General features: G+C 65.2%; 22 protein-coding genes. 18 read left to right on the top strand and 4 right to left on the bottom strand.

Going from position 1 to position 19747, the window contains the following annotated elements:
* The first annotated feature begins 111 nt into the window (after positions 1-111).
* From R3355_RS17925 to R3355_RS17915, 3 genes are all read left to right on the top strand, one after another.
* Positions 112-546 (top strand): DUF411 domain-containing protein, encoded by a 435-nt coding sequence (locus R3355_RS17925; protein WP_318962427.1) that lies wholly within the window; start codon positions 112-114, stop codon positions 544-546.
* Between the two features lie 15 nt (positions 547-561).
* Positions 562-1434, top strand: coding sequence for a PhzF family phenazine biosynthesis protein (locus tag R3355_RS17920; protein ID WP_318962426.1), 873 nt, complete (start codon positions 562-564; stop codon positions 1432-1434).
* Between the two features lie 70 nt (positions 1435-1504).
* The gene (locus tag R3355_RS17915; protein ID WP_318962425.1) at positions 1505-2380 is read left to right on the top strand and encodes a neutral zinc metallopeptidase; all 876 of its coding nucleotides are present in this window, start codon (positions 1505-1507) and stop codon (positions 2378-2380) included.
* A gap of 219 nt (positions 2381-2599) precedes the next feature.
* Here the strand turns inward: R3355_RS17915 and R3355_RS17910 are convergent, their stop codons facing one another.
* Positions 2600-3487 (bottom strand): PA4780 family RIO1-like protein kinase, encoded by an 888-nt coding sequence (locus tag R3355_RS17910; RefSeq protein ID WP_318948554.1) that lies wholly within the window; start codon positions 3485-3487, stop codon positions 2600-2602.
* A gap of 329 nt (positions 3488-3816) precedes the next feature.
* Here R3355_RS17910 and R3355_RS17905 point away from each other — a divergent pair, with 329 nt between their 5' ends.
* Complete coding sequence (locus R3355_RS17905) at positions 3817-4245, top strand: DUF2218 domain-containing protein (RefSeq protein WP_318962424.1); 429 nt, start codon at positions 3817-3819, stop codon at positions 4243-4245.
* Positions 4246-4493: 248 nt separating this feature from the next.
* On the opposite strand, the gene R3355_RS17900 is transcribed toward R3355_RS17905, so the two are convergent.
* Positions 4494-5381, bottom strand: a complete 888-nt coding sequence (locus R3355_RS17900; RefSeq protein ID WP_318962423.1) for a LysR family transcriptional regulator — start codon at positions 5379-5381, stop codon at positions 4494-4496.
* Positions 5382-5481: 100 nt separating this feature from the next.
* Between R3355_RS17900 and R3355_RS17895 the strand changes: the two genes are divergently transcribed.
* The 4 genes from R3355_RS17895 (at position 5482) to R3355_RS17880 (ending at position 8115) form a co-directional block, all read left to right on the top strand.
* Positions 5482-6123, top strand: a complete 642-nt coding sequence (locus R3355_RS17895) for an NAD(P)-dependent oxidoreductase (RefSeq protein WP_318962422.1) — start codon at positions 5482-5484, stop codon at positions 6121-6123.
* A 163-nt stretch (positions 6124-6286) separates the two neighbouring features.
* Positions 6287-6568 (top strand): DUF2218 domain-containing protein, encoded by a 282-nt coding sequence (locus R3355_RS17890; RefSeq protein WP_318962421.1) that lies wholly within the window; start codon positions 6287-6289, stop codon positions 6566-6568.
* A 185-nt stretch (positions 6569-6753) separates the two neighbouring features.
* Positions 6754-7809 carry a bifunctional DNA-binding transcriptional regulator/O6-methylguanine-DNA methyltransferase Ada gene (gene ada / locus R3355_RS17885; RefSeq protein ID WP_318962420.1) on the top strand — a complete coding sequence of 352 codons (1056 nt, stop codon included), beginning with the start codon at positions 6754-6756 and terminating at the stop codon, positions 7807-7809.
* 66 nt (positions 7810-7875) lie between these two features.
* Entirely contained in the window at positions 7876-8115 is a 240-nt protein-coding gene (locus R3355_RS17880) for a hypothetical protein (RefSeq protein WP_318962419.1), read from the top strand.
* 175 nt (positions 8116-8290) lie between these two features.
* On the opposite strand, the gene R3355_RS17875 is transcribed toward R3355_RS17880, so the two are convergent.
* Positions 8291-9568 carry an acetyl-CoA C-acetyltransferase gene (locus tag R3355_RS17875; protein ID WP_318962418.1) on the bottom strand — a complete coding sequence of 426 codons (1278 nt, stop codon included), beginning with the start codon at positions 9566-9568 and terminating at the stop codon, positions 8291-8293.
* Between the two features lie 159 nt (positions 9569-9727).
* On the opposite strand from R3355_RS17875, the gene R3355_RS17870 reads away from it, so the two are divergent.
* From R3355_RS17870 to R3355_RS17835, 8 genes are all read left to right on the top strand, one after another.
* A complete protein-coding gene (locus R3355_RS17870) occupies positions 9728-11083 on the top strand; it encodes a 3-oxoacyl-ACP reductase (protein WP_318962417.1) in 1356 nt (451 codons plus the stop codon).
* A 141-nt stretch (positions 11084-11224) separates the two neighbouring features.
* Entirely contained in the window at positions 11225-12076 is an 852-nt protein-coding gene (locus R3355_RS17865; protein WP_318962416.1) for a MaoC family dehydratase, read from the top strand.
* Positions 12077-12125: 49 nt separating this feature from the next.
* Positions 12126-12431 (top strand): nucleotide pyrophosphohydrolase, encoded by a 306-nt coding sequence (locus tag R3355_RS17860; RefSeq protein WP_318962415.1) that lies wholly within the window; start codon positions 12126-12128, stop codon positions 12429-12431.
* A complete protein-coding gene (locus R3355_RS17855) occupies positions 12428-13177 on the top strand; it encodes a methyltransferase (protein WP_318948562.1) in 750 nt (249 codons plus the stop codon). The genes R3355_RS17860 and R3355_RS17855 overlap by 4 nt, the downstream gene beginning before the upstream one ends.
* A 197-nt stretch (positions 13178-13374) precedes the next feature.
* The gene (locus tag R3355_RS17850) at positions 13375-13968 is read left to right on the top strand and encodes a DUF4136 domain-containing protein (protein WP_318962414.1); all 594 of its coding nucleotides are present in this window, start codon (positions 13375-13377) and stop codon (positions 13966-13968) included.
* A gap of 70 nt (positions 13969-14038) precedes the next feature.
* Positions 14039-14599 (top strand): DUF4136 domain-containing protein, encoded by a 561-nt coding sequence (locus R3355_RS17845; protein ID WP_318948564.1) that lies wholly within the window; start codon positions 14039-14041, stop codon positions 14597-14599.
* A gap of 178 nt (positions 14600-14777) precedes the next feature.
* Positions 14778-15266 (top strand): GNAT family N-acetyltransferase, encoded by a 489-nt coding sequence (locus R3355_RS17840; protein WP_318962413.1) that lies wholly within the window; start codon positions 14778-14780, stop codon positions 15264-15266.
* 84 nt (positions 15267-15350) lie between these two features.
* Positions 15351-15800, top strand: a complete 450-nt coding sequence (locus tag R3355_RS17835) for a DMT family transporter (RefSeq protein ID WP_318962412.1) — start codon at positions 15351-15353, stop codon at positions 15798-15800.
* A 94-nt stretch (positions 15801-15894) separates the two neighbouring features.
* Here the strand turns inward: R3355_RS17835 and R3355_RS17830 are convergent, their stop codons facing one another.
* Positions 15895-16827: an SdiA-regulated domain-containing protein gene (locus tag R3355_RS17830; RefSeq protein WP_318962411.1), complete on the bottom strand. Its 933-nt coding sequence runs from the start codon at positions 16825-16827 to the stop codon at positions 15895-15897.
* 476 nt (positions 16828-17303) lie between these two features.
* Between R3355_RS17830 and R3355_RS17825 the strand changes: the two genes are divergently transcribed.
* The gene (locus R3355_RS17825; protein WP_318962410.1) at positions 17304-18791 is read left to right on the top strand and encodes a SulP family inorganic anion transporter; all 1488 of its coding nucleotides are present in this window, start codon (positions 17304-17306) and stop codon (positions 18789-18791) included.
* Between the two features lie 13 nt (positions 18792-18804).
* Positions 18805-19656 carry a universal stress protein gene (locus tag R3355_RS17820; RefSeq protein WP_318962409.1) on the top strand — a complete coding sequence of 284 codons (852 nt, stop codon included), beginning with the start codon at positions 18805-18807 and terminating at the stop codon, positions 19654-19656.
* Positions 19657-19747 lie beyond the last annotated feature (91 nt).

The following is a 19747-nucleotide window of genomic DNA, read 5'->3' as shown; positions in this document are numbered from 1 at the left end:
AATCGTCCGCGCAGCATAGGCTGTCCGGGGCATATCCGGATACAGCCGACTATTTGGCTCCCTGCCGGGACAGCGCTATGCTCGGCCAACGATCCACAGTGGAGTGCCAGCATGCGTCCGTTAATCCTTATCGCCGGTCTGTTCGCCGGACTCGCCCAGGCCGCCGAACCGATCAGCATCGACGTGCACCGCGACGCCAATTGCGGCTGCTGCAAGGCCTGGATCAGCCATCTGCAGGACAACGGCTTCAGCGTCAACGACCATGTCGAAAGCGACATGAGCGCGGTCAAGCAGCGCCTCGGCGTGCCGCCGCGCCTGGCCTCCTGTCACACCGGGGTGATCGACGGCAAGTTCGTCGAGGGTCACGTACCGGCGGCCGACATCCTCAAGTTGCGCCAGCAGCCGGACCTGCTCGGCGCCGCCGTACCGGGCATGCCGGCCGGCTCGCCGGGCATGGAGATGGGCGATCGCCAGCAGGCCTACCAGGTCATCGGCCTGGACCAGCAGGGCAAGGAGCGCGTGCTCGGCGACTACCCGGGCAACTGATCGCAAGGAGCGCCCATGTCAGCGTTGGTTTACTGGCAACTCGATGTATTCGCCGAGCGGCCGCTGGCCGGTAACGGCGTAGCGGTATTTCCCGATGCGCGCCAGCTGACGCCGGCCGCCATGCAGGCACTGACCCGCGAGCTGCGCCAGTTCGAGTCGATCTTCCTGCTGCCTGGCAGCGACCCGCAGGTCCAGGGCGCGCGAATCTTCACCCTGGAGGAGGAACTGCCCTTCGCCGGCCATCCGATCCTCGGCGCGGCCGCCTTGCTGCACCACCTGCAGGACCCGGCCACGGACGCCGAGTGGACCCTGCAGCTGGCCGCCAAGAGCGTGCGCCTGCTTACCCGCCGCCAGGAGCGGGGTTTCTATGCGCAGATGGACCAGGGCGTGGCCGAATTCGCGGCGCAACTCGTCCCTGCGCAAGCCCAGGTGATCGCCGAGGCCTTTGGCTTGAGCGGCGCACAGCTGGATCGCCGCTACCCGGCCAGCGTGGTCAGCACCGGCCTGCCCTACCTGATCCTGCCAGTCACCGCCCAGGGCTTGGCCCAGGCCAGGCAGCAGCGCACGCTGGACGCCGAGCTGGCGACCCATGGCGCCGCCTTCGTATTCCTGCTGGACGTGGATAACCACGAAGGACGCACCTGGGACCCTTTCGGCGTCATCGAAGACATCGCCACCGGCAGCGCCGCCGGCCCGGTGGCGGCCTTCCTGGTGGAACACGGCCTGCATCGCCGCGCCGAGCCCTTCAGCCTTAACCAGGGACGCTTCCTAGGCCGTCCCAGCCGGCTGGATGTCTGCCTCGGCAGCGACGACCGGGTCAGTGTGGGCGGCAGCGTGCAACTGCTGGCGCGCGCCGAGTTACGGGTGGACCCGCGGGAACTGACCTGATAACCGGGCTGGCGGCGACAGGACAGTGCGACGACACTGAAGGCCAGTAAATGGCGAAGGGAGCCGGGCAATGCGCTGGAAACGGGCAAGACGCAGCGATAACGTAGTGGATGCGCGCGGCCGCAGTGGCGGAACCCGCTTTGGCGGGGCCAAGGGTTTGAGCCTCGGCGGTGTCGCCGCCGTGGTGATCATCGGTTTGCTGATGGGCCAGGATCCGCTGCAGATCCTCGGCCAGTTGGCCGGCCAGGCCACCCAGACCAGTTCGCTCGACTCGCGGCAGAGTGCGCCACCGGCGGTCAACGATGAACAGGCAGAGTTCGTCCGCGCCATCCTCGGCGACACCGAGGACACCTGGCGCGAAATATTCCAGAGCGCCGACCGCCAATACCGCGACCCGACCCTGGTGCTGTTCCGCGGCGGGGTCGACTCGGCCTGCGGCTTCGCCGACTCGGCGGTCGGCCCCTTCTACTGCCCCGGTGATCAGCGGGTCTACCTGGACCTGGCGTTCTTCCGCGAACTGGAACAGCGCTTTGCCGCCGCCGGCGACTTCGCCCAGGCCTACGTGATTGCCCATGAGGTGGGCCACCACGTGCAAACCCTGCTAGGCGTTTCCGCCAAGGTGCATGCCGCACGCCAGCGTGGCGAACGCATGGAGGGCGACAACGGCCTGCTGGTGCGTCAGGAACTGCAGGCCGATTGCCTGGCGGGGATCTGGGCCCATCACGCCCAGCGCCGACTCGACTGGCTGGAACCGGGCGATCTGGAGGAAGCACTCAATGCCGCCAATGCCATCGGCGACGACCGCCTGCAGAAACAGACGCGCGGCCAGGTGGTGCCGGACTCCTTCACCCACGGCACCTCGGCGCAGCGCATGCGCTGGTTCAAGCTCGGCTTCGAACAGGGTCAAGTCGGCCGTTGCGATACCTTCCAGGTGGCGCGCTTGTGAGGGTCGACGAAAGTAGCCCGGATGAAATCCGGGCTGGTATGTTCGGGGCCTTCACAAGAGCGGCCCATGCCATGGCCGCGATAGGGCATGCCTGCCAACAGCATCCAGGCCATGGGCCAAGCGCCCCCAGCCAGGCGCCTCCGCCGGCTCCTACGTCCTGCGCGGCTTGCGCATCAACATGGGATCCACAGGGCGCAGCGCCTTATCTACTGAGACCGATCATTGCGCCCAGGGCGGCGGCGGCTCTTCGCCAACCGGGGCGTCCTCGGCATTCAGCAGCGCCTGGCGGCGCGCTTCTTCGGCCAGGGTAGCCTTGATCTCGCGCAGCACCGCATCGATATCGGCGGCCTCGTCAGGATCGTCGAACTCGCCGGTCAGCGGGCTGTCCGGCGTCAGTTCGCCGGCCTCGTACAACGCCCACATTTCCTTGGCATACTTGCTGAACTTGAGTTCCGGGGCGAACTGGCCGAAATAGGCGGCCATATTGCCGACATCGCGCTCGAGCATGCTGAAGGCATGGCTATTGGCAGCGGCATCGACTGCCTGCGGCAGGTCGATGATCACCGGGCCTTCAGGCCCCAGCAGCACGTTGAATTCGGACAAGTCGCCATGCACCAGGCCGGCGCAGAGCATCTTGACCACTTCACCGATCATGAAGGCATGGTATTCGCGGGCATCCTCCGGGTGCAGGTCGACATCATTGAGACGCGGCGCAACGGCGCCCTCATAGTCGAGGACCAGCTCCATCAGCAACACACCCTCGAGGAAGTCGTAGGGCTTGGGCACCCGCACCCCAGCACCAGCCAGATGGAACAAGGCGGCCACTTCGGCGTTCTGCCAGGAGTCTTCCTGGCCCTTGCGGCCGTACTTGGTGCCCTTGGTCATGGCCCGTGTATCGCGGCTGCTGCGCACCTTGCGGCCTTCCTGGTAGACCGCTGCCTGACGGAAACTGCGCTTATTGGCCTCCTTGTAGACCTTGGCGCAGCGCAGCTCATCGCCGCAGCGCACCACATACACTTCGGCTTCCTTGCCACTCATCAGCGGGCGTATCACTTCGTCGACCAGACCAGCCTCGACCAGGGGTTCAATACGTTTTGGCGTCTTCATTAGCTTTAATCAGGGGTCCTGTGTTGCCCAAGGCGTATCTGCCGCCCGTTATACGGCAATCTTTAAGCAGTGCCCACCCTCCTGTCGGCAAGGCCCACTTTGCAAGGGATTGCGCAGGCCTAACCGACGTGGCGAGAACCGCTCAACCACGCCGACTGGCGGCACGCTGGAGCCGACCAACCGGAGCAAACCAGGCGTTACAAGCAAGCGCCCGATGCAACCAAAAGGGACTAAGCACTGTCCGATGGCAGCACATCCACAAGCAATCCATGCCCCAAGGGCGTGCGATACGCACTGGAACCCGCGAAGGCGCTCTGCCTGAGCCTGCAGTGATTGGGGGATACAACCATGAAACGTGCCCAGTCTGGCATCAGCACTGTTACGCAGAGGCCCGCCCTCTACCCGCACAACAGGCTGGACGACCTCGCCGCCCTGCGCCATGCCCAGCCCAGCCCAGCCGGTGCAACGGCATCAGCGCAGCATGCATCGCCTCCAGCTATGTCGCTACCGCTACGCCGGCGCGCTATATCAGCCGCCTGTGCACGCAGTTCAGCCACAAGCTGCCCGTCAGTTTCGATGAGCATCAAGGTCGCATCGAGTTCGCCTTTGGCCTCTCGCATCTGTATGCGGACACAACCGGCCTGCACATCACCGCCCTGAGCAATAACCTGCAAGACCTGGAAAAGCTCAAGCACCTGATCGCCACCCACTTCGAGCGCTTTGCCTGGCAAGCCGAGCTAAGCCTCGACTGGCAATAGCAGGCCGTTGAAAAACTACCTACGTTGGCAATACTGCGTTAAAAACGGCCTCGGAAAGCGGCTTGCCGCTAACGCGCTTTAGCGCGGCCCGCAGGGCGAGTGAAGCGAGTAATGTTCATTACAGCTGGTAAACTCGCGTGCGAGCCCAGTCCGCTTCCTCGGCGCTTTGACCAGCCTTCGGCTGTTAATACCTAGCGCCTTGTCTTGCCTGCCTCGCCTAGGTTTTTCAGCGGCCTGCTCAGCAGCTCTCAGAGTGCCTGCAGATGCTGGCGGAGTGCCTCGATGGCATAACGTACCTTGGCCGGTTGCGCATCGCGGCGCGGCGTGACGATATACAGGCCGATGGACTCGGGCCGCCAGTCCGGCAGAAGATTGAGCAGTTCGCCGCGGGCCAGCAGCTCGCGAATTTCCGGCTCCGGCTGCAGCGACACGCCCATGCCCGCCAGGGTGAACTGGCGCACCGCCAGAATGTTGTTGCAGGCAATCCGACTCTCCAGGCGCAGGCGCTCCTCGCTACCGGACGGATCGCGCAGCAGTAGATGCTGGGCGCGGTCGGTATTGAGTCCGATCCAGTCAAGGCCGAGCAGCTGCTGCGGCGTCGCGATCCAGCCGCAACGCGCCAGGTAGGCCGGTGCCACGCACAGCAGCATGGGCCAGTCGGCCACATGGCGGGCCACCAGACTGGAATCCTCCTGACGGCCGACGCGGATGGCCAAATCGATGCGCTGCTCGACCAGATCGATCTTCTCGTCGTGGAAAAATAGCCGCAGGCTCAACCCCGGATGGGCGCTCAGCAGCGGTGCCAATGCCGCGCTGAGCAGCTTGCCGGGCAACCCCACCGGCGCGGCGATGCGCAACTCACCCACAGGCGCATCACGCAACTCGGCCAGGCGCTGTTCGGCCTGCTGGGCCAGCGCCAGCACCTGGGCGCAGCTCTGGTAGAAGGTCGCGCCCGCCTCGGTCAGGGTCAGCTTGCGCGTGGTGCGGTGCAGCAGGCTGACCTGGGTGCTCTCCTCCAGCTTGCGAATCTGCTGGCTGACTGCCGAGGCCGTCATGCCCAGCACCTCGGCCGCCGCCACCATGGAGCCGCGATCGACCACGGTAGCAAACACCGCCATGCGCTTTAACTGCTCCATTCGTAAGCCCTGCTTAATAGTTAAAGCCTTTTTAGCCTATTTTTCCGACCGTTATCCAGCTGCGATTATCTGTCTCACTTAATCCCATCTGGAGACACCCATGAAACTCGCCCTAATCGGCGCCAGCGGCTTCGTTGGCGCAGCCGTCCTGCAAGAAGCCCTGAACCGTGGTCACCAGGTCAGCGGCATCGTCCGCCATCCAGAGAAGCTGCCGCAGCACCCGGCGCTCAGCGCAGTGGCCGGCGATGCCTACAACGCCGACGCACTGGCCGAACAGCTCAAGGGCCATGACGCGGTGATCCACGCCTTCAACCCCGGCTGGGGCAGCGCCGATATCCGCGAGCGTTTTGTCGCTGGCAGCCGGGCGATCATCGCCGCCACGCAACAGGCCGGCGTGCAGCGCCTGCTGGTGGTCGGTGGCGCGGGCAGCCTGTATGTCGCACCCGGTGTGCAATTGATCGACACGCCGGAGTTCCCCGCCGAGTACAAGGAAGGCGCCGAGGGTGCGCGCCAGGCGTTGCAGCTGATCCAGGGCGAAACCGCACTGGACTGGAGCTTCGTCTCGCCACCGGCACTCCTGCAGCCGGGCGAACGCACCGGCCAGTTCCGCATCGGTGGCGACCAATTGCTGATGAACGACAAGGCACCGGCGGATATTTCCGTGGCCGACCTGGCGGTGGCAATCATCGACGAACTGGAACATCCACAACATATCCGCCAGCGGTTTACCGTCGGCTATTGAGCCGCTGCCTGCAGCAAAACCCATGCTCCCCCCCGTTATTAAAGGTCGCAGGAGCGGCCGGCCGATGTTCCGCGTTGGCCGCGGCCCCTTGTCGCTATTTCGAGTGTTTTCGCGGATCAATCCGCGCCTGCGACAGCGGTCTAACCCACACCCTGGAGAACCCATGACCCTGAGCGCCAACGCCCATGTGCCTACCGCCACCCCCGGGCGCTATATCGGCCGCCTGTGCAAGCACTTCGCCCACAAGATCCCGGTGAGTTTCGACGAACAGCAAGGCCGTATCGAGTTCGCCTTCGGCCTGACACTGCTCCAGGCCGAAAACGATGGCCTGCGCCTGACCGTGCGGAGCCAGGACCAGGAGCAGCTGGACAAGCTCAAGCAGGTGGTCGCCAGTCACTTCGAGCGCTTCGCCTGGCAGGAAGCGCTCAACCTCGACTGGCACTGAGCGTTTTTTCACAGGCTCTGACCAGCCGATGGCCCCGTCACGGCTAACGCTGCCTGCATTCCCGCAGCTGTCGGGGTGGGGAGACTTGAAGCGCAATCCGGACAGCACACTTTGAAAGCGCAATTCGCATTGGCGTGCTCGGCGCAAGGGTCGACAATCGACTCATTATTTCGTGGAGCCGCGCCATGCTCGAACCTGACCTCTGCTGGCAAGCCGTCTGCGCACGCGATGCCGCGCGCGATAACCAGTTCGTCTTCGCCGTGCGCTCCACCGGCATCTACTGCCGGCCGAGCTGCCCGGCGCGCCGACCGTTGCGGCGCAATGTCAGCTTCCACGCCGATGCGCAGAGCGCCGAAGCCGCCGGTTTCCGCCCGTGCCGGCGCTGCTCGCCGCAGGGTGCCAGCCCGGCCGAACAGCTCGATCAGCTGGTCGCCGCCGCCTGCCGCCTGCTGGTCGAGCAGGACAAAACGCCTACCCTCGAACAACTCGCCGCGCGCATTGGCTTGTCCGCCTCGCATCTGGCCCGCGCATTCAAGGCGCGCACCGGGCTGACACCGAAGGCCTGGGCCAACGCCCAACGCCGCGCACAATTTGAAGCTGGCTTGCCACAGGCCGAGTCGGTGCTGCAGGCGGCGCTGGCCGCCGGCTATTCCGGCACCCGCCCGCTGTACGAACAGGGCGACGGTTTGAGCCCGGCACAACGGCGCCGGCGCGGTGCCGGCGAAACCCTGCGTTATGCCATCGCCGCCTGCCCGCTCGGCAAGTTGCTGCTGGCCAGCAGCGCCAAGGGCGCCTGCGCCCTGTTGTTCGGCGACACCGACGAGGCGCTGGAAAGCGAGTTGCGTCAGCGCTTCGCCGCCGCCCGGCTGCAACGCGACGATGCCGGCCTGGGCGACTGGCTGCAGCAGGTCATTGGTCAAATCGAGGAACCGCAACGCGCCGCGCAGTTGCCCCTGGACTTGCGCGGCACGGTCTTTCAGCATCAGGTGTGGCGCGCCCTGCAGCAAATCCCGACGGGGCAGACGCGGCGCTATGGCGAACTGGCCGCCAGTATTGGCAGCCACCCACGCGCCGTGGCGCGGGCCTGCGCGAGCAATCCACTGGGCCTGCTGGTGCCCTGTCATCGGGTGATCGGCGCCAATGGCGCGTTGAGTGGCTACCGCTGGGGTCTGGCACGCAAGGCGGCGCTGCTGGAAGGCGAACGGCCCGGCAACCACACGCCCGAACCCGAGGCGGGCTGAATCAGCCGGGGAAATCGCAGCCGATTCAGTTGTCCGAACTTAAACCGAACCTCGGAGAATCCCACCATGCATGAATTGAAGCACTACCAGGTTGACTACCGCCTCAACGGTCACCCCGACGCCCTCACTCTCGACGAATTCGACGAACCCACCTTTGACCAGGTGCGCCTACGTCTGCTGCACAAGCACACCGACGAGCTACGCATGGTGGAAGACGCCCCTTGGGAGCAAAATCTGCGCTCCAGCCTGGATCGCCGGGCCGATGAAGTGGGCCTCAGCGATATCCGCATCCGCCTCCTCGACTAAACGCTTATGAAAAAAACCCGCCTACGCAAGCCGAGAAGCATCGCTTCGCTCGACGCCATCCTGCGTATGGAGCGGCGCGTGGGCCTGCAGGAGCACGTTCGTTCGCGATAGCCTGGCGGGCTTGCCCTTCGATCGCGAATCAATGCGCGCCCACAACCCGTCGTACTTAGCGGTTTCAGCGCTCCAGGATAGCCGTCACACCCTGACCGCCAGCGGCGCAGATGGAGATCAGGCCACGGCCCTCACCTGCCACGGCGAGCAGTTTGGCCAGGTTGGCGACGATGCGCCCGCCGGTGGCGGCGAAGGGGTGGCCGGCGGCCAGCGAACTGCCCTTGACGTTAATCTTGCTGCGGTCGATCGCCCCCAGCGCGGCATCCAGGCCCAGGCGGGTCTTGCAGTAGTCGGCGTCTTCCCAGGCCTTGAGGGTGCAGAGCACCTGGGCGGCGAAGGCCTCGTGGATTTCGTAGTAATCGAAGTCCTGCAGGGTCAGATTGTTGCGCACCAGCAGACGCGGCACCGCATAGACCGGGGCCATCAGCAGGCCTTCGACGCCCTTGACGAAATCCACCGCCGCCGCTTCGCCGTCCCTGAAGTAGGCGAGAACCGGCAGGCCGCGGGCCTTGGCCCAGTCTTCGCTGGCCAGCAGCACCAGCGAGGCACCATCGGTCAGTGGCGTGGAGTTGGCGGCAGTCAGAGTACCGTGCGGGCCGCGCTCGAACACCGGCTTGAGGGTGGCGAGCTTGTCGATATTGATGTCCGGGCGCAGGTTCTGGTCGCGGGTCAGGCCGAGGAACGGCGTGAGCAGGTCGTCGTGCCAGCCTTCGGCATAGGACGCGGCGAGCTTCTGGTGACTGGCGATGGCCAGCAGATCCTGCTCGTTGCGGGGAATGGCCCAGGTCTGCGCCATCAGTTCGCAGTGCTCACCCATCGACAAGCCAGTACGCGGCTCGCCGTTGCGCGGCAGCGACGGAGTCAGATGACGCGGACGCAGCTTGAGCAAGGTCTTGAGTTTATCGCCGGTGGTTTTGCCTCGATTGGCCTCCAGGAGAATCTGCCGCAGCCCTTCGTTGACTCCGATTGGTGCGTCTGAGGTGGTGTCGACGCCCCCGGCGATGCCGCACTCGATCTGGCCGAGGGCGATCTTGTTGGCCACCAGCAGCGCAGCCTCCAGGCCGGTGCCGCAGGCCTGCTGCAGGTCGTAGGCCGGTGTCTCGGGTGCCAGGCGCGAGCCGAGTACGCATTCGCGGGTCAGGTTGAAATCGCGTGAATGCTTGAGCACCGCCCCAGCGACCACTTCCCCCATACGCTGGCCATGCAGGTTGAAGCGCTCCACCAGGCCTTCCAGTGCGCTGGTGAGCATTTCCTGGTTGCTCACCGTGGCGTAAAGGCTATTGGAGCGAGCGAAGGGAATACGGTTGCCGCCAACGATGGCGACACGGCGCAGCTGGGTCATGGATGACTCCTTGCGTGAGGGAAATGGCGCGCAGGCCAACCTGAGGTCGCAGTGTCGCATTGGCCGCCTGCTGGCACAGCAGGTGACACGGTCAATTGTGCATTTCTGTTGTCTGCGTAGAGTGAGCCTAACTTTTGATGCGCCAGCAGGAGCCTCACCATGTCCGATCGTTACCTCGCCTTCGCCAACTCCACTGCCGGTCGCCGCCTGGTCAGCGCCCTCGGCCTGCCCGCGCCATTGCGCCTGGAGCGTTGGATGGCCGGGCGCAGCCGGCCGGTCGACGGTGCCCTGCTGCTCGGCGGCACAGGCAGCCTGGCCTGCTCCGTGCAGCTATTTGCCCACAAGCTCACCGATGCGCTGTTCGCTGCCCGCGAGGGCCAGTTCGAGCTGCCGGGCTGGACCGCCGAGCACGGCCCGAAGCTCAAGGCGCTGGTGTTCGATGCCAGCGGCCTGACCCGCTTCGAGCAGTTGAACGAGCTGCGCGACTTCTTCCAGCCAGTGTTCAAGGGCCTGGATAAATGCCCTCGGGTGGTGGTGCTTGGCCGCGCGCCGGAATCGCTGGAGGATGTGCAGGCCGCCAGTGTGCAGCGCGCGCTGGAGGGTTTTACCCGTACGCTGGGCAAGGAAATCCGCCATGGCGGCAGCGTCCAGCTGATCTACGTCGGCACAGACGCGGAGGATCAGCTGGAAGGCGCGCTGCGTTTTTTCCTCTCGCCGAAGAGCGCCTACATCTCCGCCCAGGTGTTGCGCCTCTCGGCCTGCAACGTACAGGTCAAGGATTGGACACGCCCGCTGGCCGGCAAGAAAGCCCTGGTCACCGGCGCCTCGCGCGGCATCGGTGCAGCCATCGCCGAGACCCTGGCGCGCGACGGTGCCGAAGTTGTGCTGCTGGACGTGCCAGCGGTCAAGGATGCCCTCGATGCGCTGGCCGCACGCCTGGGAGGACGCGGCGTGGCGCTGGACATCTGCGCCGAGGACGCCCCGGCCCGACTGATCGAAGCCTTGCCCGACGGCCTCGACATCCTCGTCCACAACGCCGGCATCACCCGTGACAAGACCCTGGCGAAGATGAGCGATAGCTTCTGGAACTCGGTGATCGACGTCAATCTCAAGGCCCCGCAGGTGCTGACCCAGGCACTGCTGGAGGCCGGCAAGCTCAACAACAACGGCCGTGTGGTGCTGATCGCCTCGATCAGCGGCATCGCCGGCAATCTGGGCCAGAGCAACTACGCGACCAGCAAAGCCGGGCTGATCGGTCTGGCCCAGGCCTGGGCGCCGGCGTTGAGCCAGCGTGGTATCAGCATCAATGCGGTGGCGCCAGGCTTTATCGAAACCCGGATGACCGCCGCTATCCCCTTCACCCTGCGCGAGGCCGGACGGCGGATGAACTCCATGGGCCAAGGCGGCTGGCCCCAGGACGTCGCCGAAGCCGTGGCCTGGTTCGCCCAGCCCGGCTCCGGCGCACTGACTGGACAGGTGCTGCGGGTATGCGGGCAGAGTGTGTTGGGAGCCTGATGTCGCGCGCAGAACCAGCAGCGGGCTTTTCACCCAACACCCAGCGAAGCCCACGACTCACGGGCGGCCCCTACACAAGCCGCCACTGTAAGTACCCGACAGCAGACTAAGCTGCTGCCATTCGTTCAGAGGAGCTTGCCCATGGCCATCGACTGGCTCGACCTGCCCACCCCACCCGCCCTGCCTGGCCTGTATGCGCGTGCCGCACTGCGGCGTGGGGTGAAAGGCCGAACCCTGCCGAGCCTGGGGTTGCGCTGCGGCGTCAACGTCGAGGCCAAACACCTGGCACGTTACCGGCAGATTTGCGGATTTCTCGATGACGGCCGGCTGCCCGCCACCTACCCGCATATCCTGGCCTTCCCGTTACAGATGAAACTGCTCACCGACCAAAGCTTCCCCTTTCCGCTGCTGGGTCTGGTGCATCTGGAGAACCGCATCCGGGTGATTCGCCAGCTGGGTGGGCTCGGGCCCTTCAGCATCAGCGTGGAAGTGAACAACTTGGCCGCGCACGAAAAAGGCGCGGTATTCAGCCTGCTCACCCGCCTGCACGACCAGCTCGGCCTGCTTTGGGAGGGCGACAGCCGAATTCTCTGCCGTGGCCTCAAGCTGGATGGTTCGCCAAGCGAGCGCAGCGAGGAGTCTGCGCTGCCGTTGCTCGACGTCGACAGCTGGCAGGCACCGGCCAATATCGGCCGCGTCTACGCCCGCATCGCTGGCGACTACAACCCGATCCATCTCAGCGCGCTGAGCGCCCGGTTGTTTGGCTTCCCGCGGGCCATCGCCCACGGCCTGTGGAACAAGGCACGCAGCCTGGCGGCACTCAGCGAGCACCTGCCAGCAGCCGGCTATGCGGTGGACGTGCGTTTCCAGAAGCCCGTGCTACTGCCCGCCCAGGTCAAGCTGCAAGCCAGCGAACCGGCGGCCCACGGCCAGTTCAGCCTCACCGGCAACAACGACCTGCAGCATATGGCGGGACGCTGGCAGGTGATCTGACCCCGTGAAACAATGCGCGTCCACCCCAGCGCATCTCCCCCGGAGCCGCATGAACCTGACCGAACTCACCGCCCGCCTGCACGCCATCCGCGACCGCAACGACTGGCGGCAATTCCACAGCCCGAAGAACCTGGCCATGGCCGCCAGCGTGGAGATGGCCGAACTGGTGGAGATCTTCCAGTGGCTGAGCGAGGCGCAGTCGCGCCAGCTCGCCCCCGAGCAGCTGCAACACGCCGGCCAGGAAGTGGGTGATATCGTGCTCTATCTGTTGCTGCTATGCAGCGAACTGGGGATCGACATGGAGCAGGCGGTGCGCGCCAAGCTGGCCGACAGCGAACGGCGGTTCGCGCCATGAGCGACCGGCATTTCGATGAACTGGCGACGCGCTTCGCCGAGAAAATCTATGGCGGCGCCAAGGGCGCGATTCGCCTGGCGGTGCTCCAGGCCGACCTCGCCGAAGCCCTGCCGGATCGACCGCTGCGGGTGCTGGACATCGGTGCGGGGCTCGGCCATATGGCGCTGTGGCTGGCCGAACGCGGCCACCTGGTAACCCTCGCCGAACCCGCCGAACCCATGCTCGCCGGTGCCCGTGCGCGCTTCGCCGGGGCCGGCCAGCCGGCGACCTTCATCCAGGCCCCCTGGCAGGACCTGCTTGGCCAGCTCGAGCAGCCCTACGACCTGGTGGTCTGTCACGCGGTGCTCGAATGGCTGGCCGAGCCGCAGGCCATTCTGCCGGTGCTGCACCAGCTCTGCGCCCCGGGCGGCTGGCTGTCGCTGGCCTTCTACAACAAGGACGCACTGATCTACCGCAACCTGCTCAAGGGCCATTTCCGCAAGCTGCGCAAGGCCGAGTTCGCCGGCGAGAAACAGAGCCTGACGCCGCAGCGACCGATCGATCCACGCGAGTTGGCAACGCAACTCGAGTCGTATTGGCAGGTCGAAAATCAGAGTGGCATCAGGGTTTTTCATGACTATATGCCCCATGAGTTCCAGGCCAAGGCCGAGCTGATCGACCTGCTGGAAATGGAGCTGGCCTACCGCCGCCACCCAAGCTTTGCCGGCCTGGGCCGCTATCTGCACTGGATCTGCCGACCGCGCTGACTGCGACGGACGGAGCCGTCGCCCGGATACAATCCGGGCCGGTTTTCGGGGAAGACGCAGAAGCGGCGAGTTCCATGGCCGCGCTAGGGAATGCCTGCAAAAAGCATCGCGGGCGTGGCCCGCTCCTTCGTCCTGCGGGGCTTGCGCATAATAGGATCTACAAAAAGACGGCCGGCGAGGCGCTGGCGGAGAACACGATGAGAGTCTTCCCCCTGCTGTTGCTGTTGCCCTTGCTGGCAGCGTGCCAAAGCAACAATCCCTACACGGCGCAATCGTCCCCGCTGCCGCCGGCCCCTGCGCATGCCGGCAGCCAACTGGACCTCAGCGCCTACCCGGCCCCCGCGCGTGATTATGCGCACTACCGCAATTGGACCTGGCGCGAACAACCGGCAGGCAGTGCCTGGGCCAGTTCGGCCCTGGTCCAGGAGGCGCTGAGCAACGCCCTCGATCAGCGCGGCCTGCGCCCGGCCCAACCCGGCAGCGCCGCCGACCTCGAAGTCAGCACCGAGATACGCCTGGAGCGGCGCATTCGTCAGGTTGCCGATCGCTATGGCAGCTACTACGGCCATAATTATTATGGTGATCACCTCGGCCTGTGGGGCAGTGCACCGCTGGTGCGCACCTATGAGGAAGAAGTGCTGGTAGTACGCATCGACCTGTTCGACGCTCAGGACGGCCAACCCCTGTGGAGCGGCAGCGCCGAAATGCTCAGCGACGGTAGCCAGAGCGAACGCAGCAAAGCGCTGCGCGCGGCGCTGCAGCGCGCTCTGGCAAGTTATCCGCCAACCTGATACACCGCAATCATTGGCCCTTGGTGCATGCACCGGCGTGCATCCACCCAAGGTCCCTGGAGGTTCGATCATGCGTTTGCACCTGCTGCTGATTCCCGCCCTGCTATTGCTCGGTGCCTGCCAAACCACCCAGCTCGATCGCGACTTCGACCCGAACCGCGACTTCGCCGCCTACCGCAGCTGGAACTGGCAGGAACCGGCCCTGCAATATCGCCCCGACGACCCGCGCCTGAAGAGCGACCTGACCGAACAACGCATCCGCAGCGCAGTCGGCGAACAGCTCGACCAGCGCGGTCTGCGCCTGGCGCCTGCGGGCAGCGCCGGCGACCTCAAGGTGCAGGCCTGGCTGATCGTCGATCAGCGCCAGGATCAGGTCACCACCCATTACGGCGGTTTCTGGGGCGGGTCGTGGAACGGCTACTGGGGCGGCCCGGGCTACAGCGAAACCCGCACCCTGGACTACCAGACCGGCACCCTGCAGATCGACCTGTACGACAGCAAGGACGGCAAGCTGGTCTGGCGCGGCAGCGGCCAACAGATTCTGCGCGACAGCCAAGCGAACCCGAGCGAACGCAGCGCGAAGATCCACGAAACGGTAGCCAAGATCCTCAGCCAGTACCCACCGCACTAGCTGCACGAATATAGTGCCGAGCACTTGACCGACTGATCCCTCGGCGCAGCGAATGCGGATCGTCGCCTGGATAAGCTCCAGCGCAATCCAGGGGCTTGCGTCTCGGATTGCGCCCGGGCTTATTCGGCGACCAAGCAACCTACTCGAATTAACCTTGATGCCCTGACAGGGATGTCCGATGACACTAACCGCCACGCTGACCCACCGTCCCGCCAGCGCCGCCGACCTGGGCGCCATCGTCGCATTCCCGCAGAGCGCACAGGAGCTGTTTTTCAGCTACCCGAAGGCCGCCTGGCCGCTGAGCGTCGGCCAACTGGCCGCGGCCATGGCCGAGCGCCGCGACAGTACCGTGGTGCTGCTCAATGACCAGGTCGCCGGCTTCGCCAATTTCCACCAGTGGCAGCATGGCGACTTCTGTGCCCTGGGCAACCTGATGGTCGCGCCCTGGGCCCGTGGCGAGGGCGTGGCGCACTACCTGGTGGCGGTGATGGAGCAGCTGGCGCGCGAGCACTACAAGGCCAGGCGCATGCAGGCGTCCTGCTTCAACACCAACAGCGCCGGCCTGCTGCTCTACCCCAAACTCGGCTACCAGCTCAGCGGCCTGGTCGAACGGCGTGATCCGCAGAACCAACGGGTGGCGCTGATCCAGTTCGACAAGGCGCTGTGAATAGCCCCACACACGCCAAGACCTGACGGAGCGGGCAGCTTTTCCGGCATAATCTCGCCCCCCCGCGTCAATGGAGATGCTGCAATGCCCGCGCCAATCTGGTGGTTACTCGCCCTGCCCTTTCTCGCCGGCGCCTGCCTGCCGTTGCAAGCGGGGATCAACGGTCAACTGGCCAAGCAGGTGTCCAGCACACTCAGCGCCGCCTTGATTTCCTTCCTGGTCGGTAGCCTGGCGCTGCTATTGATGGTCCTGGTCCAGCGCGAAGCGCCCAGTCTCAGTGCCCTCAAGGGCCTGACCTGGTGGCATTGGAGCGGCGGCCTGCTCGGCGCCTTCTTCATCTTCATCGCCGCCTTCGCCGGACCGCGCATCGGTGCCCTGCTGCTGATGGCGCTGGTGCTCGCGGGCCAGTTGGGTATGGCCCTGGCCCTGGATCACTTCGGCTGGGCCGGCTTTCGCGAAGCGCCGGTCAATCTCGGCAAGATCGGCGGCTTGCTCCTGATAGTCGCAGGGATCTGGTTGATCCGGCGGAGCTGACCGTAGGGAGAGCGCTCGCGGATTGCGCTGACGCTTATTCGGGCTACGGGCTGCGCTTTGTACGCAGCATTTGCCAGCCGCTCGCAGTACCGCGCTATTTGCGCTCGAACTTGTAAAACAGGTTGGGTTCGCTGACCAGATACAGGTTGCCGCGGTCGTCGAAGGTCATGCCTTCGCCCTGCGCCACGCTGTCCTGCAGACCGGCAAAGCCACCGAGCAGCGAGCGGAAGCTGATCAGCTTGCCCTTGCCATCGAGTTCCATCAGCACCTTCGACTCGTCGCTGAGCAAGGCCAAGTGGCCGGTGCGTTCGTCGTAATGCACCGAGGACAGGTCGGTGGCGAAGACATTTTCGATCCATGCCTCGCGGTCGATCACTTCGAGGTTGAAGTCGCCCTCAATGCTCGCTTTCAGCCCGCGGATCTCGTAGAGCTTGCGCGGCGAATGCTCCTTGACCACGAACAGTCGATCGTCGGCCCGGTCGTAGCCGACACCCTCGAAGCCCTGGTTGCCGCCCGCGTCGAGACCCAGGGTCAGCGCCCGATAATCCTCGCGAAACAGGGCGCCGGGCTGCGCCGGCACCTCGACCACCACCAGCGCCTGGTTGCGCTCCTCGGCCAGCAGCAACAGATTGTCGCCCAGGTAGGTGATGCCCTCCACATCGCTGAAGCCACTGAGCGGATAGCGTGCCTGCACCTCGCCGTCCGTGCTCAGGGCGAGCAGCTCTTCCGGGTTGTTGACCACTGCCCAGAGCTGGCCGCGGCGCTCGTCATAGGTCAAGCCGGAGAGGTTATCGCTGACCCCCGGCACGGCCTTGGCGTCAATTTGCACCCGGTACTCCGGCAGCCACAGGCTGCGCTTCTCCCACTCGGTTTCATGCCAGGAGGTCTGGATCCAGAAGTACAAGCGGTCATCCAGGTGCAGAGTGCGCACTTGATAAGCCAGGGTCAGCAGGATCACCAACAGCGCCCATGTCCATGGGCTTAAAACAGGCAGCCGTCCTAGCATCCCCTTGGCAGTTGGCATCATCGACAGTCACTCTCGCGGACAGATGGGCAAAGGCAGTCTGCCCCGCGATTGTTGCAATCCGCGCAGCTCAGCAGCGTTCAGCACGCGAACGCACAGAACTGAAAAACCCGCGCCAGTTCGGCGCACGACTTCGATCACGCGCCGCCGGCCAAGTTCAGCCGCACGCCGCAGATCACCCCGCGCGGAGTGCGGGCAAGTCCCGGCCGTGTTAAGGTGCGCGGCCTTTTTGCTTACTTATATGGACAGAGACAGGTCGTCATGACACTGGCCCAACCATTGCGCTGGCTGCCTAAGCCGCCATAGCGCCACGCCCCCTCCTGCATAGCCTCGCCGGTTCTCCCGGTCGCGCGGTTGTGCGCCCTTGCGTAGCCGAACGCCGTTCGGTCATGTGCCTGCATTATTTTTCAATCTGCCAATCATCCAGTCCGCCCGGCGCTTGCGCGCGACAGCGGAACCCAGCCCTTTTGGAACACGCCATGCTGCAAAGCCTGAAGAACACCTGGTTGTTTAATATCCGCGGCGACGTGCTCGCCGGTCTGGTCGTGGCGCTGGCCTTGATCCCTGAGGCCATCGCCTTCTCGATCATCGCCGGGGTCGACCCCAAGGTCGGTCTCTACGCCTCCTTCTGCATCGCCGTGGTGATCGCCTTCGTCGGCGGCCGCCCGGGCATGATTTCCGCTGCCACCGGGGCCATGGCCCTGCTGATGGTGACCCTGGTGAAAAACCACGGCCTGGAATACCTGCTGGCCGCCACCCTGCTGACCGGCGTGCTGCAGATCGGCGCGGGCTACCTCAAGCTCGGCTCGCTGATGCGCTTCGTCTCGCGCTCGGTGGTCACCGGCTTCGTCAACGCCCTGGCGATCCTGATCTTCATGGCCCAGCTGCCGGAGCTGACCGGCGTCACCTGGCACGTCTACGCCATGACCGCCGCGGGGCTGGGCATCATCTACCTGTTCCCCTATGTGCCGAAACTCGGCCAGCTGATCCCCTCGCCGCTGGTGTGCATCCTCTCGATGACCGCCGTGGCCATGTATTTCGGCCTGGACATCCGTACCGTCGGCGACATGGGCGAGCTGCCCGACACCCTGCCGATCTTCCTCTGGCCGGATGTGCCCCTGACCCTGGAGACCCTGGCGATCATCTTCCCCTACGCCGCCGCCCTGGCCGTGGTCGGCCTGCTGGAGTCGATGATGACCGCCACCATCATCGACGACCTGACCGACACCAGCAGCGACAAGAACCGCGAATGCAAGGGCCAGGGCGTGGCCAACATCGCCTCCGGCCTGCTCGGCGGCATGGCCGGTTGCGCGATGATCGGCCAGTCGGTGATCAACGTGAAATCCGGCGGCCGCGGCCGCCTGTCTTGCCTGGTCGCCGGCAGCGTGTTGTTGCTGATGGTGGTGTTCCTCAGCGACTGGGTCCGGCAGATCCCCATGGCCGCACTGGTGGCGGTGATGATCATGGTGTCGATCGGCACCTTCAGCTGGGACTCGATCCGTAATCTCAAGCAGTTCCCGCTGTCGACCAATATCGTCATGCTCGCCACGGTGGCGGTCACCGTCTTCACGCACAACCTGGCCTATGGCGTTTTCGTCGGCGTGCTGCTGGCGGCGATGTTCTTCGCCAACAAGATTGGCCACTTCCTCTATATCGACTCCGCGGCAGACAACCTGGGGACTCGACGCACCTACACTGTAGTGGGCCAAGTGTTCTTCAGCTCCGCCGACAAATTCGTCTCTGCCTTCGATTTCAAGGAGGCCGTCGACAAGGTGATCATCGATCTGTCCCGCGCGCACTTCTGGGACATCACCGCCGTCGCCGCCCTGGACAAGGTGGTGCTCAAGCTGCGCCGCGAAGGCACCGACGTCGAAGTGCTCGGCCTCAACGAAGCCAGCGCCACCATCGTCGACCGCTTTGGCGTACATGACAAACCCGATGCCGTCGATCAACTGATGGGCCACTAACAAGGAGCACAGCATGACCCACGTAATGGCTTGTATCGATGGTTCGCAATCCGCCACCGGCGTCTGCGACTATGCGGCCTGGGCCAGCCGGCGCCTTGGCGCACCGCTGTGCTTCCTGCATGTCCTGGATCACGTGCAGTACCCGCAGCCAAGCGACCTCAGTGGCACCATCGGCCTGGGCAGCCGCGAGCACCTGCTGGATGAGCTGGCGGCACTCGACGAAAAACGCGGCAAGCTGGCCCTGGAGCAGGGCCATCACCTGCTCGAAGCGGCCAAGGCCCGCGCCAGCGCGGCCGGCGTCAGCGATGCCCAGCTGCGCCAACGGCATGGCGACCTGGTCGAGAGTCTCGCCGAATTGCAGCAGGACATCCGCCTGCTGGTGATCGGCCGCCAGGGCGAAACCAGCGACAACCTCAGCCAACTGGTTGGCAGCCACCTGGAGAACGTCATCCGCACCCTGCAGCGGCCGATCCTGGTCAGCTGCGGCGAATTCAAGGCGCCACAGAGCTACCTGTTCGCCTACGACGGCAGCGCCACCGCGCGCAAAAGCATCGAGATGATCGCCGCCAGCCCGCTGCTCAAGGGCCTGCCGTGTCACCTGCTGCTGATAGGCGCCGACACCAGCGACGCCTGGGAGCAACTCAAGTCCGCCGAGCGGGTGCTGCAGGATTCGGCCAGCGAGGTGCACCTGGCGATTCGCGCCGGCGAGGTCGAGCCGACCCTGCACGCCTACCAGGCCGAGCACGGCATCGACCTGCTGGCCATGGGCGCCTATGGCCACTCGCGGATTCGTCAGTTCCTGGTCGGCAGCACCACCAGCCACCTGCTGCGCACCAGCGTCAGCCCGCTGCTGATCCTGCGCTAGGGCCGAACCAGTCGCCCAGCACTGGGCGACTCGCGTGATGATGGCAAAGTGGCGTCAAAGGCCGGACTGACGCACTATGGCCGGGCCCAGC

Origin of the sequence: Pseudomonas sp., assembly GCF_033723075.1 — a bacterium.
Classification (GTDB): Bacteria; Pseudomonadota; Gammaproteobacteria; order Pseudomonadales; family Pseudomonadaceae; genus Aquipseudomonas.
This window is presented reverse-complemented; position numbering and strand designations above follow the sequence as displayed.

What these genes read in the sequence shown, in the direction of transcription:
- R3355_RS17925 (WP_318962427.1), top strand. Translation starts at nt 112, where the DNA reads ATGCGTCCGTTAATCCTTATCGCCGGTCTGTTCGCCGGACTCGCCCAG.
- R3355_RS17920 (WP_318962426.1), top strand. Translation starts at nt 562, where the DNA reads ATGTCAGCGTTGGTTTACTGGCAACTCGATGTATTCGCCGAGCGGCCG.
- R3355_RS17915 (WP_318962425.1), top strand. Translation starts at nt 1,505, where the DNA reads ATGCGCTGGAAACGGGCAAGACGCAGCGATAACGTAGTGGATGCGCGC.
- R3355_RS17910 (WP_318948554.1), bottom strand. Translation starts at nt 3,487, where the DNA reads ATGAAGACGCCAAAACGTATTGAACCCCTGGTCGAGGCTGGTCTGGTC.
- R3355_RS17900 (WP_318962423.1), bottom strand. Translation starts at nt 5,381, where the DNA reads ATGGAGCAGTTAAAGCGCATGGCGGTGTTTGCTACCGTGGTCGATCGC.
- R3355_RS17895 (WP_318962422.1), top strand. Translation starts at nt 5,482, where the DNA reads ATGAAACTCGCCCTAATCGGCGCCAGCGGCTTCGTTGGCGCAGCCGTC.
- R3355_RS17890 (WP_318962421.1), top strand. Translation starts at nt 6,287, where the DNA reads ATGACCCTGAGCGCCAACGCCCATGTGCCTACCGCCACCCCCGGGCGC.
- ada (WP_318962420.1), top strand. Translation starts at nt 6,754, where the DNA reads ATGCTCGAACCTGACCTCTGCTGGCAAGCCGTCTGCGCACGCGATGCC.
- R3355_RS17880 (WP_318962419.1), top strand. Translation starts at nt 7,876, where the DNA reads ATGCATGAATTGAAGCACTACCAGGTTGACTACCGCCTCAACGGTCAC.
- R3355_RS17875 (WP_318962418.1), bottom strand. Translation starts at nt 9,568, where the DNA reads ATGACCCAGCTGCGCCGTGTCGCCATCGTTGGCGGCAACCGTATTCCC.
- R3355_RS17870 (WP_318962417.1), top strand. Translation starts at nt 9,728, where the DNA reads ATGTCCGATCGTTACCTCGCCTTCGCCAACTCCACTGCCGGTCGCCGC.
- R3355_RS17865 (WP_318962416.1), top strand. Translation starts at nt 11,225, where the DNA reads ATGGCCATCGACTGGCTCGACCTGCCCACCCCACCCGCCCTGCCTGGC.
- R3355_RS17860 (WP_318962415.1), top strand. Translation starts at nt 12,126, where the DNA reads ATGAACCTGACCGAACTCACCGCCCGCCTGCACGCCATCCGCGACCGC.
- R3355_RS17855 (WP_318948562.1), top strand. Translation starts at nt 12,428, where the DNA reads ATGAGCGACCGGCATTTCGATGAACTGGCGACGCGCTTCGCCGAGAAA.
- R3355_RS17850 (WP_318962414.1), top strand. Translation starts at nt 13,375, where the DNA reads ATGAGAGTCTTCCCCCTGCTGTTGCTGTTGCCCTTGCTGGCAGCGTGC.
- R3355_RS17845 (WP_318948564.1), top strand. Translation starts at nt 14,039, where the DNA reads ATGCGTTTGCACCTGCTGCTGATTCCCGCCCTGCTATTGCTCGGTGCC.
- R3355_RS17840 (WP_318962413.1), top strand. Translation starts at nt 14,778, where the DNA reads ATGACACTAACCGCCACGCTGACCCACCGTCCCGCCAGCGCCGCCGAC.
- R3355_RS17835 (WP_318962412.1), top strand. Translation starts at nt 15,351, where the DNA reads ATGCCCGCGCCAATCTGGTGGTTACTCGCCCTGCCCTTTCTCGCCGGC.
- R3355_RS17830 (WP_318962411.1), bottom strand. Translation starts at nt 16,827, where the DNA reads ATGATGCCAACTGCCAAGGGGATGCTAGGACGGCTGCCTGTTTTAAGC.
- R3355_RS17825 (WP_318962410.1), top strand. Translation starts at nt 17,304, where the DNA reads ATGCTGCAAAGCCTGAAGAACACCTGGTTGTTTAATATCCGCGGCGAC.
- R3355_RS17820 (WP_318962409.1), top strand. Translation starts at nt 18,805, where the DNA reads ATGACCCACGTAATGGCTTGTATCGATGGTTCGCAATCCGCCACCGGC.